The 15780-nt window shown below is 64.6% G+C and carries 11 protein-coding genes; 5 read left to right on the plus strand and 6 right to left on the minus strand.

Features of this window, described 5'->3' with window-relative positions; translation table 11 throughout:
* Positions 1 to 72: 72 nt before the first annotated feature.
* Entirely contained in the window at positions 73 to 873 is an 801-nt protein-coding gene (locus VF662_RS05555; protein WP_464138803.1) for a LytTR family DNA-binding domain-containing protein, read from the minus strand.
* A 289-nt stretch (positions 874 to 1162) separates the two neighbouring features.
* Here VF662_RS05555 and VF662_RS05560 point away from each other — a divergent pair, with 289 nt between their 5' ends.
* The 3 genes from VF662_RS05560 (at position 1163) to VF662_RS05570 (ending at position 5628) form a co-directional block, all read left to right on the plus strand.
* Positions 1163 to 2044 carry an ABC transporter ATP-binding protein gene (locus tag VF662_RS05560; RefSeq protein WP_464138804.1) on the plus strand — a complete coding sequence of 294 codons (882 nt, stop codon included), beginning with the start codon at positions 1163 to 1165 and terminating at the stop codon, positions 2042 to 2044.
* 13 nt (positions 2045 to 2057) lie between these two features.
* Entirely contained in the window at positions 2058 to 2876 is an 819-nt protein-coding gene (locus VF662_RS05565; protein ID WP_464138805.1) for an ABC transporter permease, read from the plus strand.
* Between the two features lie 112 nt (positions 2877 to 2988).
* A complete protein-coding gene (locus VF662_RS05570) occupies positions 2989 to 5628 on the plus strand; it encodes a M1 family aminopeptidase (protein WP_464138806.1) in 2640 nt (879 codons plus the stop codon).
* 378 nt (positions 5629 to 6006) lie between these two features.
* Here the strand turns inward: VF662_RS05570 and VF662_RS05575 are convergent, their stop codons facing one another.
* Both VF662_RS05575 and VF662_RS05580 read right to left on the minus strand, forming a co-directional pair.
* The gene (locus tag VF662_RS05575; protein WP_464138807.1) at positions 6007 to 6696 is read right to left on the minus strand and encodes a hypothetical protein; all 690 of its coding nucleotides are present in this window, start codon (positions 6694 to 6696) and stop codon (positions 6007 to 6009) included.
* A 74-nt stretch (positions 6697 to 6770) separates the two neighbouring features.
* A complete protein-coding gene (locus tag VF662_RS05580; RefSeq protein ID WP_464138808.1) occupies positions 6771 to 8318 on the minus strand; it encodes a hypothetical protein in 1548 nt (515 codons plus the stop codon).
* A 202-nt stretch (positions 8319 to 8520) separates the two neighbouring features.
* On the opposite strand from VF662_RS05580, the gene VF662_RS05585 reads away from it, so the two are divergent.
* Complete coding sequence (locus tag VF662_RS05585; RefSeq protein ID WP_464138809.1) at positions 8521 to 9015, plus strand: hypothetical protein; 495 nt, start codon at positions 8521 to 8523, stop codon at positions 9013 to 9015.
* 12 nt (positions 9016 to 9027) lie between these two features.
* Here the strand turns inward: VF662_RS05585 and VF662_RS05590 are convergent, their stop codons facing one another.
* Entirely contained in the window at positions 9028 to 9861 is an 834-nt protein-coding gene (locus tag VF662_RS05590; RefSeq protein ID WP_464138810.1) for a DUF4344 domain-containing metallopeptidase, read from the minus strand.
* Between the two features lie 175 nt (positions 9862 to 10036).
* Between VF662_RS05590 and VF662_RS05595 the strand changes: the two genes are divergently transcribed.
* The gene (locus VF662_RS05595) at positions 10037 to 11956 is read left to right on the plus strand and encodes a hybrid sensor histidine kinase/response regulator (RefSeq protein ID WP_464138811.1); all 1920 of its coding nucleotides are present in this window, start codon (positions 10037 to 10039) and stop codon (positions 11954 to 11956) included.
* An 11-nt stretch (positions 11957 to 11967) separates the two neighbouring features.
* Here VF662_RS05595 and VF662_RS05600 read toward each other — a convergent pair whose 3' ends face one another.
* The gene (locus VF662_RS05600; RefSeq protein ID WP_464138812.1) at positions 11968 to 12693 is read right to left on the minus strand and encodes an alpha/beta fold hydrolase; all 726 of its coding nucleotides are present in this window, start codon (positions 12691 to 12693) and stop codon (positions 11968 to 11970) included.
* A gap of 150 nt (positions 12694 to 12843) precedes the next feature.
* Positions 12844 to 15351: a beta strand repeat-containing protein gene (locus VF662_RS05605; protein ID WP_464138813.1), complete on the minus strand. Its 2508-nt coding sequence runs from the start codon at positions 15349 to 15351 to the stop codon at positions 12844 to 12846.
* Between the last annotated feature and the right edge of the window lie 429 nt (positions 15352 to 15780).

Consider the following 15780-nt stretch of genomic DNA (forward strand, 5'->3'; position numbering starts at 1 on the left):
TTTTTTCCGAACCAAGCGGGGCCTTGCCGCGGGGCCTGGACTTCCACGAAAGCGGCCGTTTCTGCGAAGGTTTTAGGGCGTGGACCGTCGCGCCATCTGCTTCACCTCGGACGCGAACCTGCGGCTAACAGGAACAACCGCTCCGTTCACGAGCGTTAGCTCCCCTCTGCCACTGGCGAACTTCATGGAGTCGATCGACGTGCGGGCGACCCACCAGGATCGATGCACGCGGACCCCATCACTCTGCTCAAGAGCTTCAAGCGCATCTGTAAACCGCATATAGACGAGTGCGTCTCCGTCACCGGTTGCTACTCTCAGATAGTGATCTTGTGCTTCCACGGCCAACAGTCGGCTACGGGCCATCCTTGGCGGAAGCTTGGAAGCAATTCGAGGCGGCACGGTGTTCGCAGGCAGAGCGGTTGTCGCGACCTCCACGATCACGTCCCGTGTTTTCGTCAGCCGCCAAAGGGCGAGCAGTAGAATGTTCAGGACCACCGCCCCTGGATAAAATTCAAGGAACCGCCACGCGAATGTCTGCACCGGAAGGAGCAAAGTGCCGACTGCAGTTGAGAGGAGCGCCACGGGCACAGCAGTCACTACCACCGTAGCCACGCGTGCTGCCCACGCACGAACGAACGTCCGGCCAAGGAAGCGATCGACGGCGAGAAGAAAGCCCGCAGCGCAGAACGTCATCAGGATCCAGTAAATGAGCCGCAATGGCAGGACGATCCTGAAGGTGCCGAACGCACCCGCGACCGTGAGGATCACGGCGAAGAGAATACTCGCAGCAAAAAGGGGCTGGCGAACAGCTCGGCGTGCTTGAGCCCACATCTCAGGCAGCCAGATTCCACGCGCATGCCGGATGCGCAGCATGATTTCCCGAGGAACACTCATCGGAGCGGCCGCTTACGAAGAATGTAGGTGCACTCACGAAAAGACGCTCGCCAACCATCGCTTTTCCACCTTCTCACAAACGGGAGGTGTCCCGCCGGGATGCTGTCTTAGGTGAGATACGATGATCAACAACCCCCCTGCTGCGCCGACCTATACCACCCGCTCGGGCACCAGCCGACCACCGCTCCAAGGCTCTGCTCTGCCGATAGATCGCTTCTTTTCTACCGCGGAATTGGCCGAGGTGGCGTGAGGCGTGCGTGAGGGTGATATGCTGACCATCAATAATCTCAGTCATGTCTACGATAACGGCACGCGAGCGCTCCACGATGTGAGCCTCTCCATACCTGCCGGCATGTTCGGCCTGCTCGGCCCGAATGGCGCCGGCAAGTCGACGCTGATGAGGATCGTTGCGACGCTGCAGTCGCCGACGGCGGGCAGCGTCACCTTCGATGGCATCGACGTTCTCGACGCGCCTGAGGCGCTTCGCCGGTCCCTGGGCTATCTACCGCAGGACTTCGGCGTGTATCCGCGCGTCTCCACCTACGACATGCTCGATCACATGGCGGTGCTGAAGGGCCTCGCAAGTCGCGCTGAACGGAAGGACACCGTCGAGGCTCTGCTCCACCAGGTCAATCTGTGGGACGTGCGCAAGAAAGCCCTGGCGCGTCTCTCAGGCGGCATGCGCCAACGCTTCGGTATTGCCCAAGCGCTGATAGGTAGTCCCCGGCTGATCGTGGTCGATGAGCCGACGGCCGGCCTTGACCCAGAGGAACGCAATCGCTTCCTGAACCTGCTGGCGGAGATCGGCGAGAAAGTTGTCGTCATTCTCTCCACCCACATCGTTGATGATGTCGCGGACCTTTGCTCGCGCTTGGCGGTGTTGGCAGACGGCCGTGTCCTGCCCGAGGGCGCGCCGCAGCATTTCGTCGCCGAACTGCGCGGCCGGGTCTGGGAGAAGACCATCGAGCGTGGGGCGCTGGACCAGTGTACCGCCGACCATCGTGTGATTTCCACGCGTATGTCCGGTGGGCAAACCATCATTCACGTCGCGTCCGACACTCCCCCTGGCGAAGGGTTCATGCCGGCAGAGGGCAGCCTCGAGCACGTCTATTTCTCGGCGCTTGACGCATCCCGTCGCGCAGCGGGTTGAGAGGAGCGGAATGATGCTTATCAAGATCGCGCAGTTCGAGCTTCGCTACCAGCTGCGCAACCCGATATTCTCGATCGCGGTCATCCTGTTCGCGCTGCTCGTCTTCAAAGCTTCGACAGGACCAAATTCGATCGGGATGGGCCCCGGGGTCCATAGGAATGCGCCTTATAAGATCGCGCAACTCTACCTGATGCTCTCCGTCCTCTACATGTTCGTTTCGGCGGCCTTCGTGTCGAACGTAATCGTGCGCGATGACCGCACAGGCTTCGGCCCGATCGTTCGCGCCACCCGCATCTCAAAGTCGCAATACCTGTTCGGGCGTTATCTTGGCGCCTTCCTCGCCGCTGCGGTCGGCTTCCTCGCGATCCCCGCAGCTTTATGGCTCGCTACGTTGATGCCATGGCTGGATCCGACGGGGTTGGAGCCGAACCGCTTGCCCGCCTATCTCGTGCCGTATCTGAGCATTGCACTGCCCAATCTGTTCCTGACCTCGGCGCTGTTTTTCTCACTGGCAACGATGACCCGGTCGACGGTGGCGACGTATCTCGGGGTTGTCAGTTTGCTGGTGTTGTGGGCGGCCGGCGTCGCGTTGACGGGTGGTCAAGGCGCTCTGGCGGCCTACGTCGATCCGCTCGGGTTCAGCGCCGTTGCCCATCTGACCCGATACTGGACTCCGGTCGAACTCAACACGTTGAGCACGCCGATCTACGGGGTTTTGCTGTGGAACCGGATAATCTGGATCGCAACCGGTGCCGCCTTCCTCGGATTGGCCTATGCCAGGTTTCGCTTCAGCACCGGCACCTCGCGCGCCGCGCGCGGCCGCAAGGGCTGAGGTGCAATCCGCTGCGCCGATCGGACCCGCAGGGAGGGCCATCCCACGGGCCGATCCAGGCTTCAACCGTGCCATAGCCTGGGCTCAGTTGCGGGCCCGCACCCGGCTGGACATGGCGCAGGTGTTCCGCAGCCCCGCCTTGGTTGTGCTGTTGGTGCTCGGCCTGATCCACTCCGTGCTGGGGCTGCACGCGCTCAACCCGATGTGGGGCACCTCTTCCTTGCCCGTGACGCGCCTGATGATCGACCTGCTCAACGGCAGTTTCACGCTGATCCCCCTCATCGTCGCGATCTATTACAGCAGCGAGCTGGTTTGGCTCGAGAGCGATTACGATATCCACGAGATCATCGGGGCCAGCGCTATTCCCGATTGGGCATACGCCCTCCCGAAGACCCTCGCCGTGGCGCTGGTTCTTGTCTCTACGCTACTCGTGGGATTGATCGCTGCGATCGCGATTCAATCATTCCACGCCTACACCAACTTCGAGCTCGCCAGATATCTGCTTTGGTACGTGTTGCCCAACGTAGTGGACTATGTGCTGATCGCGATCCTCGCTGTGTTCGTGCAGGTGATCAGTCCCCACAAATTCGTCGGGTGGGGAATCATGCTGATCTTCGTGGTCTCCCGGTCGGCTCTCCCGCAGCTCGGCCTGAACGACCATCTCTATACTTATGCGCAGGGGCCGGCGGTGCCGCTCTCCGACATGAACGGGCAGGGCCACTTCTGGATCGGCGCCTGGAGCTTCCGCGCTTATTGGGCAGCGTTCGCCGCCCTCCTTTTGGTGCTCAGCCATCTGCTGTGGCGCCGTGGTGCCGACACGCGTCTCCTGCCCCGGTTGAAGCGCCTGCCACGCCGACTGCAAGGCCCTGCGGGTGGAGCCGCAGCGGTGGCAACCCTCGCCTTCGTCGGACTCGGAACCTGGTGTTTCATCAACACCCATGTCTGGAACGACTTTCGCACCCCGGGCGCCCACGAGCGGTATCTGAGCGACTATGAAAGGCAGCTGCTCCCTTACGAGAAGGCGCTCCAGCCTGTGGTTACCGCAGTCCAGGTGAAGGCGAATCTATGGCCGGACCAGCGAAAGCTGGTGACGAGCGGCACGCTCGAATTGATGAACCGCCAGGCGGTGCCGCTGTCCGAAGTCCATCTCCGAATGCGCTCGCGGGATACAGATTGGACCGCGCTGACTGTGTCCGGCGCGACGCTGGCCAAGGCTTATCCCTCTTTTCAATACCGCATCTACCGCTTCGCCACCCCGTTGGCGCCGGGGGCGGTGGCGCGCGTCGCCTTCACCACTGTTCGCCATCAAATCGGCTTCCGCAACGACGGCAACGACGTCGCCGTGGTCCGTAACGGCACCTTCGTCGAGAGCCTCGAAGTTCTACCGGCGGTGGGAATGGATCGCCATCGCCTGCTTAGCGAGCCTGCCAAGCGGCGGAAATACGGCCTGCCTGCGGAGCTGGGCGCTGCCAAGTTGGAGGATCTTTCGGCGACAGGCTTCAGTCAGCTCCGCGGCGATTGGGTCAAGACTGATATCGCTTTCACAACCGACGCCGGCCAGACGCCAGTCGCCCCCGGTTTGAAAGTCGCGGACAGCATAAGGGACGGGCGCCGCACCGCGCGCTTCGTAAGCGAGTTGCCGATCCAGAACTTTTTCTCGCTGCAATCTGCCCGTTATCAGAAGCGGAGCGTGCATCATAATGGCGTCGAGCTCGCGGTCTATTATGATGCGCAGCACCCCCGGAATGTCGAACGGATGCTGGCTGCATCCGCGCGCGCGATCGACGTATATCGGGCCGCCTTCGGACCCTATCAGTTCCGGCATGCCCGCATTGTCGAGTTCCCGGCCTATCGGACCGCAGCGCAGTCCTTTGCCGGCACGTTCCCCTACTCGGAGGGTTTCGGCTTCATTGCAGACCTGTCCGACACGAGCAGGCTCGACGTCATCAGCCAGATCGTGGCGCACGAGCTGGCCCATCAATGGTGGGGAAACCAGGTCAGCAGCGCGGATATGCAGGGCGGGACGATGCTGACGGAAACGCTTGCGCAATATGCGGCGCTGATGGTGATGGAGAAGACCACCGGCCGCGACGACGTTCGCCGCTATCTGAAGCACGAGCTCAACACGTATCTGGCGTCGCGCGGTAGTGAGGCTGTGGAGGAGCTGCCGCTCGTGCGGGTCGAAAACCAGCCCTACCTCCACTATCAAAAGGGCGAGCTGGCAATGTACCGGTTGAAGGACGTGCTCGGCGAGGATCGCGTCAACGGCGCGCTGCGCCGCTACATCGGCCGCTTCAGGTTTCGCTCCGCCCCTTACCCGCGTTCGCTCGACCTGATCGCCGAGTTTCGAAAGGGTGCCAGCGCGGCCGAAAACCGGCTGATTACTGATCTTTTCGAGAAGGTTACCCTCTATAACATCAAAACTAAAGCGGCGCGTGTCCGCAAGATGCCGGATGGCCGTTACGAAACGACGCTCATCGTCGAGGCTCATAAATATCACGCAGATGGCAGGGGAAGGGAGACTGAAGTGCCGCTTGCGGAAGGCATAGACTACGGCCTGTTCACCGCCGCCCCCGGCTGGGGTCCGCTCCACGCAATAGATGTGCTCGCGCTGCAGCGAATGGACGTGCGTAGCGGCACACAGCAGATCAAGCTCATGACAGCTGCCAAGCCTGCTTATGCAGGCGCCGATCCCTACAATCTTCTCGTCGACCGCAACTCTGACGACAATGTCACACCAGTCGAAGGGTAAGCCGCCTCATGCTTGCTGGAAGATCTTGATCGAACATGTCGAGCTACAACGAACCTTAACCCACGGATTGACGCATACCGACGCTTAGCTCGAGGAGGCGAATGTCGGCGTTGGGTCGGTAGCGGCCTTGGCCGCTCTTGGTCTGAGGCCTGCTTTGCCGCTCCGGTCGTTCAAAAGGAGACAGTCCGCTTCCGGCCAGATCCGGACGTTCGCCAACGTGCCCAGCTGTGTCTGCAATGGCGCATATCGGCCATAGGTAGACGCAGAGCGCGAGGTGGCCGAGCGGGTGCCGCGGCGAGTCTTCGTTGGCGGAACCCGCAGGCTTAGTGGCTGCAGCGCTCCTCCCTCATTTCCAAGCGCTCAGCGTCCCCTCCCCCTTCAGCGGCGGCCGCGGAGGGCGTGGAGGGCCTGGGCGACGGTGAGGCCGGGGGGCCAGTGGGGCCGTTCGTCCCTGCCCGCTTCGACTTCGCGGGCGATCTCGGCGGTGAGTGCGGCCGCGGCGGCGGGGAGGCGGGCGGAGGCCTCGGCGACCGTCGCGGCGACGATTGCCGCGAAGCCCGGATCGCGACGGGCGCGGGCGAGGATGCTGCTGTGGGCGACCCCGGCGGCCTCGGCGGCGAGGCGGATGTTGGCCGTGTCCTCGAGCGTTTCGAGGAACGCCTCGATCGTCTCGGCCGTCATCCGGCCGGGGAGCGCCTCGCGGAGCTGGAGGCGGCCGTTCTTGAGGTGGACGAGGGTGGGTTCGCCGCCGCGCGTGCGGAGGGGGCGCAGGCTATCGACGGGCCGTCGGCCGGCCCCTCCACCGCCGCTCAGGCGGTCCCCCTCCCCGTTCCGGGGAGGAATTTCAAGCGCACATGCTCTTCCGGATCGGTGGAGGTTGGCCTGGGAGGCGGCCAAAGCGGCCTCCCATTGCGCGGCGAAGGCGGGGCAGCGGGCGCGGCGCTTCGTGTAGGTGCCGCGGTGGACGCCGAGTTCGCGGGCGGCGAGCCGGACGTTGCCGGTGCGTTCGAGCGCCCGGAGGAAGCGCCGGTTCTGAGCCGCCTGGGAACGCTTGAAGGGACGGGGCATCCCTATGATAGCGCAGGCGAAATCCTATTTTGCAAGGCCATTCCGCCGGCCGGCACCCGCGGACGCGCGGCCGGCTAGCTCTTCTTCTTGGCCTCCGCCTCCGTCTTCTTCTTCTCCTCGTCGAGGAAAGCGAGCGCGCCCTTGCCGTCGCCCGCGGTCAGGAGCGCCATCAGCTTCGTGCGGAACTCGCGGTTCTTCGCGCTGACGTGGGGATCGTTGGCAAGCGGGCTGAACAGCCTGCGCGCCTCGGCAAGCTTCGAATCGGAGATCATCTGCCGAACCGCGACCATGCGAAGCGCATCGTCCTGCGGAACCAGCTGCTGCGCGTAGAGGAGGCCCTCGACCGCATTTTTGGTGGGAGCGATCCCCTGGGCGGCGTACGTCTGGTAATAGAGGAGCAACGGCTCGGCGGCATCGGGATCGAGGCGGTTCACCTTGCCGATCAGCGCCCGAAGCGCGGTCCAGTCGGTCTTGGCCGGGTCCTTGCGCGCCATCGACAGGAGCGCCCTCGCCTTCATCGTCATCGCCTTGAAGGCCGTTGCACCGGTCGAGGCCTTGTCCGCGGCCGCGACCGCGGCGGCGTCGTTGCCGGCATCCTGCTCGGCCTCGGCAAGCGCCGCGAGGACGACGGGATCGTCGGGGTAGCGGGCCTGGACCTTGCGGGCCCCGTCGAGGACGCGCTGGGCGAGCTTGGCGTCGACGCCGTTCTCGGAGCGCATGATGGTCGGCATGATCGCGCTCTCGGCCTCCGAAAGCTCGCGGACCGCGACGGCCGAGGTCTGCAGCTTCGCCGCCGGCACCGCAAAGCCCGCGAACTTGTTCTGGCGCTGATATTGGGCGAGGTCCCGGCTCAGCTTGCCGAGATCGCCGAAGGCGGCCTTGGCGGCATCGAGCGCGGTCATGCCCTTCTGGATGTTGGCGACATAGGCGTTGAGCTGGCCGGCGCGGGCCTTGTCGAACACCAGCATGTGGACCAGCAGCCAGCCGCGTGCATAGACCTGCTCGCGCTCCGCGGGCTCGAGCTTGGGATTGGTCACCCCAACCATCTCCTCGACGCTGAGGCTCATGAGCTGGAACACGCCATAGGCCCGGTGCTGGGGCGGCGCGCCGAACATCAGCGAGCCGTCGGCGGTCTTGCGGGCGGTTGCGAAGAATTCCGCCGTCCCTTCCGTCATCCACAGCGGCAGAGCGAGGTTGGTGGAGGCGAGCTGGAGGTGGTGGGTATATTCGTGGAGCAGCACCATCTTGGCGCCGAGCTCCGTGGGGTCGCGCGGCTGCTCCGAGTGGATGAACGCCAGCGGCCCCGTCGCCTTGCCGCGATAATAGCCATGAATCCCGCTGCTGGGATCCGCTCCCGCCATGACGGCCACGTCGCTCTGCTTGCGAAGCACGAAAATCTTGAGGCGCCCCGATTCGGTGAGATCCGGATCGTCCATGGCGCGCACCAGCCTCACGCCCTTGTCGAACTGCTCGAGTTCCTCGGCGAACTCCCGAAGCTCCTTCGGGCTCTGCTCGGAATAGATGATGAAGTGCCGCGACTTCGCCTCGAGCCAGCGGGCCGAGGCCGGAGAATGACCTGCCGCGATCAGAACCGCCGCGGCGAGCATGTAACGGAACATCATTTCATCCCCTCGAACCTTCACTCAACTAGCGGAAGCTAAAGGATTATTCGGCTTTGTCTACAGGCGTTCGCCGGACAGCCTCCGGCGCATGGCTCGGCACCATTGCGGATTCGGCAAAACAGGCGCAGCATCCATGACCGGCGCCCGCGCGCCCAACAGAAGTGGCATCGAAGCCGCTCTCCGCGAATCAAGGAGAGAAGCCATGTCTCGTTTCAGCAAATTCGCCGCGTCCGCGCTCGTCGTGCTCGGCGCATCCTGGGTCGGAACGACGCCGGCCGCGGCCGAGAAGAGCGCCGAGCAGATCAAGTGCGAGGAAGAAGGCGGCACCTGGTCCGACAAGGGGAACGGCAACACCTTCTGCTTCAAGAAGCTGCCGCCCATGCAGAAGGCGAACCCGCCTTCATCGACGGGCGGATCGGCCGGTGCCCACGCAGCGACGATCAACACCTCGCGCTCCAACATCAAGAGCGTGGCCGCGCCGGCGCATGCAATCAACACCAAGGGCACCGGCATGGCGGGGCGCTCCGCCGATCCGAATGCGGCATGCGGCGACGTGGCGCAGAAGGACGTCAAGACCTCCGCCACGCAGAACGGGCAGGTGCTCCGCCACGCGATCAGCAAGAAGGGCACCGGCTCGTCCGGGCGCAGCGAGGCAGCCTGCGTCGCGATCAACGAGAAGGGCGCGAGCGTCAGATAGGCGGGCGACGCCTCAGCGCTTCTGCTGGTCGTACAGCTCCCGATATTCGCGGAGCAGCTCGTAGCAGATCTGCACTTCGGCCGCTTCGGAGTCCCAGAAGGCGTTGGGCTCGCCGCATTTCCGCGCGGCGATGGTGAGCTTGCGCGGGAGGCGGAACGTCTTCGTGAGCTCCGCTGCGACCCCTTCCAGAAGCTCGCTCTCCTTGAGGAGGTCGCGCTCGAGCGCATAGTCGCCGGCCGGGCCGTAGGTGACCTCGATCCGCTTCGGCGGCTTCTCGTCGTCGCCGAGCACGTGCGGCTTCGCGACCTTGATCCAGCTCCCCGAATTGCTTTCCGCCTCGGACGGGCAGCTTTCCTTGCGCGCTTCCGGAAGCTTCACTTCGTCCGCCATCGCTCCGAACTTCTTCGGATCGGCTCCATAGAGAAGGCAGGCGATCTGATAGGCGCGCTGCTGGTCCGGCCCGTGCTCGTCCCACCATTCGATTTCGGCAAGCTCGGTCCGCTCCGATGCGGCGAACCAGCCGCGCATCGAATCGATGAGGATGGTGGAGGGATCCGACTCCTCGTCCTCGCCGCCCTCGGGCGTGAGGAGGAAGGTCGCGAAGCGGTCGACGGCGTCCTCTTCGCGCCCCAGCACCGGAAGCTCGAACTCGGAGACCAGGGCATGCCCGAACTCATGGAACAGCACGAAGACGATATTGCCGAGGATGAACTCGTCCCTCTTCTCTTCCTCCGCCGCCTTCGCGTCCTGGGCCGGGGCAACGCCGTGCACCGCCGCCGCCGAGCCCGTGGCAAGGCCGGACCAGAGGCACAAGGCCAGGCCCGCATTCGTCAACATCTTCCGCATCGGCACCCCCTGCCCCGCAGCCTATCGGCGGTCGCAGGAGCCGACAATAGGCTGCCGCTTCGGGTGCCTCGCCACCGCAAACGGCCCACGAAAGCTTGTCAACGGGCGCTTAATGGATATGGCATAAAGCCGGGGTGGGGGTAACCGGCGGCCGTGGGCCCGACACGGGATGAGAATGGACGACCCCAACGCCCAAGGCGCCGAAGATAGCGGGCTGCGCTTCCAGCAGCTCGTCAACGCGGTCACCGACTACGCCATCTACATGCTCGATCCCGAGGGGCGGATCGCCACCTGGAACCCGGGGGCGGAGCGTTTCAAGGGATATGGCGCCGACGAGATCATCGGCCAGCATTTCTCCCGCTTCTTCACCGATGAGGACCGGGAGGCCGACCTGCCCGCCCGGGCCCTTCGGATCGCCGCCCGGGAAGGCCGCTTCGAGGCCGAGGGCTGGCGGGTGCGGAAGGACGGCACCCGCTTCTGGGCGAGCGCCGTGCTCGATCCGATCCGCGATGCAGAGGGGAAGCTGATCGGCTTCGCGAAGATCACGCGCGACATCACCGAGCGGCGGGAGCGGGACACGGCGCTGTTCGAAAGCGAGCAGCGCTTCCGGATGCTGGTCCAGGGCGTTCGCGACTATGCGATCTACATGCTCGATCCCGATGGGCGGGTGACGAACTGGAATGCGGGTGCCGAGGCGATCAAGGGCTATTCGGCGGACGAGGTGGTCGGCCAGCATTTCTCGCGCTTCTATTCCGAGCAGGACCGGGCGCAGGGCGAGCCGGAGCGCGCGCTCGCGACCGCGCTCCGCGAGGGCAAATATGAGCGCGAGGCGCTTCGGGTCCGGAAGGACGGAACGCTCTTCTGGGCCCATGTCGTGATCGATCCCATCCATGACGAGACGGGCAAGCATGTCGGCTTCGCCAAGATCACCCGCGACGTCAGCGACCGGAAGCGCGCCGAGGACGAGCTCGCCGAAGCCCGCGCGGCCGCAGCCCAGGCCCAGAAGCTCCAGGCGCTTGGCGAGCTCACCGGCGGCATCGCCCACGATTTCAACAATCTGCTGACGGTGATCGCCGGATCGACCGATATCCTGCTCCGCCGCCCGGACATGCCCGAGGACAAGAGGAAGCGCTATCTCGAGGCGATCGCCGAGACGACCGAGCGGGCGACGACGCTCACCAGCCACCTCCTCGCCTTCGGCCGCCGGCAGCCGCTCCGGACCGAGGTGATCGACCTTCACGTGCGGCTCGACGCGCTTGCCGAAATGCTCTCGCGCACCATCGGCAGCCGGATCGCGGTCGTCCTCCAGCTCGGGGCTTCCACCGCCCATGTCGAGGTCGATCCGGCCGAGATGGAAACGGCGATCCTCAACGCCGCCTTCAACGCGCGCGACGCGATGCCGGACGGCGGCACCCTGACGCTCCACACCGAGGACATTGTCGAGGACGGCGCCGCCTTCATCGGCCTCACCATCCGCGACACCGGCACCGGCATGCCCGCGGACGTGCTCGAACGCGCTTTCGAGCCTTTCTTCACCACGAAGCCGGTCGGCAAGGGCACCGGCCTCGGCCTCTCGCAGATCCACGGCTTCGCGGCGCAGGCGGGCGGGCGCGCGGAGGTCGAGTCAGCCGAGGGCGCGGGAACAGGCGTGAAGCTCATCCTGCCGCGCTCGGACAAGGAGCTCAGCACATCGGCCGACGAGAAGAGCGCCGCCGCCCTCCCCGAAGGCCTCAGGGTCCTTTTCGTCGAGGACAACAGCCAGGTGCGCGAGTTCGGGCGGCAGCTGCTCGAGGAGCTGCATTGCACCGTTACCTGCGCCGAGGATGCCGAACAGGCGCTCGCGGCGGCCGGCGCGGGCGACGTGGACGTGGTCTTCACCGACGTCGTCATGCCGGGGATCAGCGGAGTCGAGCTTGCTCGGACGCTCCGGCAGACGCGGCCCGGCCTGCCGGTGGTGCTCGCCACCGGTTACAGCCAGGAGACGGTCGGCAACGCGGCCGCAGAATTCGACGTCGTCAGGAAACCCTATGACGCCGCCGCGGTAAGCCTCGCCCTCGCCACCGCCCTTGCCCGCGGCCGGAGCCGGGTGGCCTAGCGCAGCCCGCGCTACGGACCGCCGGAGGATCCGGGATCTGCCGCACCGACAGAGCCTCGTGCTGCCTCCACGTCCCGCACGAACGCCGAGAAATGCTCGGCGACGACCGGGAAGGGAATGGCCTTGCCAGGGTGAGCACTGCCCTCGAACAGGACGAACCGGGCGTTCTTCAGGAGCGAGAAGAGGAGTTTGGCATCCTCGACGGGTACGACCGGATCCTGCGTGCCTGAAAGTACCAGCACCGGTGTCTCGATCGCGCGAAGAACCTCGTCCGTGAGCTCCGGAGGGTCGTTGAGCAGGTCCAGGATGCGGGAGTGGATCATCCGGAACATCTCCAGCTCATGAGGCAGAAGCGGAGTGGATCGGATGCGTTCGGGATCGTAATGGGCAAGGCCAAGCTTGAGCGCGTGGTCGAGCACGTAATTGGTGCCGAGAAGGCAGATGCCGCGGAACCTGCCCGGAAAATGATAGGCAGCCGAAAGAGCGACCCGGCCGCCGTAGCTCCAGCCGAACAGATAGGGATCGGCGACTCCTGCCTTGTCGAGGCCCTCCACGAGATCGCGTGCGAACCCTTCCGCGGAGAGCCTGTCCGGCATCGGACGCCCTCCGTGGCCGGGAAGGTCTAACGCCCAGGGCCTGACGGCGCTTCCCACCGCATCGGAAAGGGGAAAGGTACTTTCCCTCCGGTCTCCCAGCCCATGAATGAACACCGCGTCGGGCAGTTCTGCCATCACCATTCCCCCTTCGAATTACGTTCCGGCTCTGGCGGTTCGGCTCCGGCCCGGGTCGTACATACATTCGCGGGGCCCGCGCACCAACTTGGCCAGAAACAAAAAGCCCCGGCCGATCGCTCGGCCGGGGCTGTAATGTTCGGCTTGTCGTGCCGATCAGAAGGTCGGGAAGCCTGCCGGGGCTGCGGTGCCCTGGAAGCTGCCGGTGCCGGTGGTGCCGCTCTGCGTCACAGCCGTGTTGTTGCTGCCCGTCTGGTTGACGTTGATGAACTCGCCCGGCTGCGTCTGGACGACGAAGAACGAGTTGCCGGTGCCCGTCTGGGTGATCCGGGCAGTGGCGTTCGTCGCTCCGGTATCCTGAAGGATGCCGGCCGTGTTGTTCGTGCCGCTCTGCTCGATCCGTGCAACCTGGCCCTTGCCGCGCTGCTCGGCATAGGCACGCTGGCCGGTGCCGCCCTGGAGGATGTTGATCTCCGGAGAGCGGGCGCCGCCCGTGAACGCACCCGGCGAGGCCGCAGCAGCGCCGGTGCCGCTTGCAACCGAACCCGCCGCCGACTGGCCGACATTCGCCGTCTGACGTGCAGTCGCCTGGTTGTTGGTGCCCTGCTGGATCACCTGGATGATGTTGCCGACGTTCGACTGGTTACCTTGAGTGCTGCCCTGCGCATTGCCGGCATTGGCAGCGATCGGAGCACCGGTGCCGGTACCAAGCTGCGAGACCGTCGCCACCAGGTTGGTGCCGTCCTGACGGACGCGCATGCCGTTGTTGCTGCCGCCCTGGGTGATGCTCGCGCTGAGGTTCTGGGTGTTCCCACCCGTGCTCGGCGATGCACTGATCGTGTTCGGCGAGTCGCCATTGAAGAACTGGGTGCTGCCCGTTCCCTGCTGCATGTCGACATTGTTCGTCGAGCCGCCGTTCTGGAAGATCGTGGCCGAACCCGCACGCGTGTTCTGCTGCGCGAAGATCGTGTTGCTGGTGCCGTACTGTACGATCGTCGCCGTGTTCGACTGACGGTTGAAGCTGCTGTTCGGGTTGCCCTGAGGATCGAACCCGCCGCCGGCAACCGAGGTGTCGCCGGCGTCCGTCTGATCGAGGTTGATCGTACCGTTCGCATCAACGCCGAGCCGGCCTTGGGTCACGTCGGCGAAGTTGTCGCCGCTCTGGTTGACCGTCACGCTCATCAGACGGCCGGCCTGGAACACCTGCGCCCGCGAACGCGCAACTGCCCCGTTCGAATAGGTGGTGCCGGAGCCGCCGCCGCCGGCGTTCGTATCGCTCTGGTTGATGCTGAGGTCGCCGAACTGACCCTGCTGGTACGTAATCGCATACAGGCCGCGCGAACCGGGGAAGTACGCCGTTTCACTACCGGGGGTGAAGCCGGTCACGCCGCCGCTTGGAGCTGCGTAATTGGCGGTCGCGTTCTGGGTGATCGTGAGATAGTTGCCGATGCCCTGGCCGGTCTGGCCACGGCCTGCCTGCGTCACCACGATGCCGACGCTGCCGTTGCCATATTGCTCTATGCTGCTCGAGTTGCCGGTGGAGCGCCCGCCCTGCACGTTCGCATTGCTGCCCGCGACGCCGGAAGCAAGCGTGACTTCGGCAAAGTTGTTGCGGCCGTCCTGATAGATCTCGCTGCGGAGCTGGTCGCCGCGGCCGATGAAGGCACGCGCCACATTGTTCGACAGGACCGTCGAGGACTGCGCCGAATTCTGCTGGTAGATGTTGCTAATGTTCCGGGTGTTGGAGTTGCTGGTCCCGAAGCCGCTGGCATTGGTGCCGCCCGTCATTCGAACCAGCGCCGAGTTGCCGCTGCTATACTGGTACACTCCGGAAATGTTCGCCGCGCCTCCAAAGCCGGTGCCGGTGCTGTTCTCGCTGTTCATGGCGACATTGGCAACGTTGTTCGTCACCGTGGTCGAGCCCTCGTTGTACCCACCCTGATAGATGTCCGATGAGCCGAACGAGCCGTTCTGCAATACAGTCGCGCTGTTGCTGTATGCGGCGTAGATCGAGGTGACCTGCTCAGAGGATCGATAGTTTTGGTTGTCAGTGTTGCCCTGCACGATGTTGCTGTTCTGGCTGACGCCGTTCTGAACAACAGAGACGCTGTTGCGGCTGCCGACCTGCTGCACATAATTGAAGGTCGCGGTGCCGGAGCTCTGCGACGTGTTCTGCGTCACGGTCACGATGTTTCCGCTGCCTTCGAGGCTCGCGCCGCTCGTCGAGTTGGGATTCAGCTCCCCGCCCTGCTGCGTGATGTAGGAATAGTTGTAGTCCCCGTTCTGACGCACCGTGGCGCTGTTCAGGTACCCATCCTGATAAAGCCCGGAATAGTTGTTGCTGGCGCGCTGCGTGGACGTGCCTTGCAGAAGCATGCCGAAATTGTCGTTGCCGCTCTGGTTGATCGAAGCGCTGTCATTGTCCCCGATCTGGGTGATGATCGCCGTGTTGCGGGTCGAAGACTCGTTCTGAGACACGGAAGCCTGATCGTTATCGCCGACCTGGGTGATGCGGCAGATGTTCCCGCTGGTGCCGCTGTTGTTGCAGAAGCCGGTGCTGCCGCTGCCGGACGTGCTGACCTGGTTGTTGTTGCTCTGTGCGCCGGCCGTTCCGGCGGCGAGCGCCAGCATCGAGATGCCGACGAAAAGATGCTTGGAAATCATGAAACGCTCCCTATCGGCCTTCCGGCCATTTGTTTCTCGGCGCTCGACTTGCAAGCATCCGCGCAGAGACGGGAACGGACCCCACGGCTCGCCCCCCACCCTCTAAGTGCGGGTTACCTCGACTTTTTCTGCTCGTCTAGAGCCCTGTGAGACTTGCCGGCCAGGTGATGCTGCGTTGCACCAGCGGCGTTCGAGACGGCCCCCGCGCACAAACGAAAGCCCCGGCCGATCGCTCGGCCGGGGCTGTAATGTTCGGCTTGTCGTGCCGATCAGAAGGTCGGGAAGCCTGCCGGTGCTGCAGTGCCCTGGAAGCTGCCGCTGCCGGTGGCGCCGCTCTGGGTCACCGCCGTGTTGTTGCTGCCCGTCTGGTTGACGTTGATGAACTCGCCCGGCTGCGTCTGGACGACGAAGAACGAGTTGCCGGTGCCC

It is taken from the genome of Allosphingosinicella sp., from assembly GCF_036387215.1.
Classification (GTDB): Bacteria; Pseudomonadota; Alphaproteobacteria; order Sphingomonadales; family Sphingomonadaceae; genus Allosphingosinicella.

Excerpts from the sequence above, each read along its gene's own strand:
- VF662_RS05555 (WP_464138803.1), bottom strand. The coding sequence starts at position 873 with ATGCTGCGCATCCGGCATGCGCGTGGAATCTGGCTGCCTGAGATGTGG.
- VF662_RS05560 (WP_464138804.1), top strand. The coding sequence starts at position 1,163 with ATGCTGACCATCAATAATCTCAGTCATGTCTACGATAACGGCACGCGA.
- VF662_RS05565 (WP_464138805.1), top strand. The coding sequence starts at position 2,058 with ATGCTTATCAAGATCGCGCAGTTCGAGCTTCGCTACCAGCTGCGCAAC.
- VF662_RS05570 (WP_464138806.1), top strand. The coding sequence starts at position 2,989 with ATGGCGCAGGTGTTCCGCAGCCCCGCCTTGGTTGTGCTGTTGGTGCTC.
- VF662_RS05575 (WP_464138807.1), bottom strand. The coding sequence starts at position 6,696 with ATGCCCCGTCCCTTCAAGCGTTCCCAGGCGGCTCAGAACCGGCGCTTC.
- VF662_RS05580 (WP_464138808.1), bottom strand. The coding sequence starts at position 8,318 with ATGATGTTCCGTTACATGCTCGCCGCGGCGGTTCTGATCGCGGCAGGT.
- VF662_RS05585 (WP_464138809.1), top strand. The coding sequence starts at position 8,521 with ATGTCTCGTTTCAGCAAATTCGCCGCGTCCGCGCTCGTCGTGCTCGGC.
- VF662_RS05590 (WP_464138810.1), bottom strand. The coding sequence starts at position 9,861 with ATGCGGAAGATGTTGACGAATGCGGGCCTGGCCTTGTGCCTCTGGTCC.
- VF662_RS05595 (WP_464138811.1), top strand. The coding sequence starts at position 10,037 with ATGGACGACCCCAACGCCCAAGGCGCCGAAGATAGCGGGCTGCGCTTC.
- VF662_RS05600 (WP_464138812.1), bottom strand. The coding sequence starts at position 12,693 with ATGGTGATGGCAGAACTGCCCGACGCGGTGTTCATTCATGGGCTGGGA.
- VF662_RS05605 (WP_464138813.1), bottom strand. The coding sequence starts at position 15,351 with ATGATTTCCAAGCATCTTTTCGTCGGCATCTCGATGCTGGCGCTCGCC.